Genomic DNA, 511 nt, shown 5'->3' on the forward strand with positions numbered 1-511 from the left:
GACTTGAATCAGACGAGATTCAAACCAATCTAATTGGTTACCCTGATCCAGTACCATTTGCAGCATACCAATACCAACGGCCATAGAAATCATGGTTGGCCAATCAATAGTGGTTTTGCTTTTGTTTGAGGTTTTCACAAACACTGAAATCATTGTCAGGCAGAAAAGACCGACAGGCACGTTAACGTAGAACACCCAGCGCCAGTCCATATTTTGAGTAATTAAGCCGCCTAGAGTGGGGCCTAAGATGGGGCCAAGTAAAATACCAATACTAAAAATGGACATGGCCTTGCCACGCTCTTCAGGTGGAAATACGGATATCAATAGAGATTGGGAAAGAGGAATAACAACTGCGCCAAACATCCCTTGTATGACACGAAAGAGCACCATTGCTTCAATAGATTGAGCTTGCCCACAAAGAATGGAAGACACCATAAAACCAGAGACTGCGACCAAAAGAAGACGACGTTCTCCCAGTTTGCTAGAGAAGAAACTAGTAAGGGGAATAAAT

1 protein-coding gene is annotated in these 511 nt (G+C 43.2%); it reads right to left on the reverse strand.

The genetic code is table 11. The annotated features are described in order from the left end of the window. Positions 1-511 (reverse strand): MFS transporter (locus AB4585_RS24025; protein ID WP_372171262.1); only part of this gene is annotated, 511 nt, incomplete at both ends.

The organism is Vibrio sp. 10N.222.49.C9, assembly GCF_041474985.1.
In the GTDB taxonomy this organism is placed as follows: Bacteria; Pseudomonadota; Gammaproteobacteria; order Enterobacterales; family Vibrionaceae; genus Vibrio; species Vibrio crassostreae_C.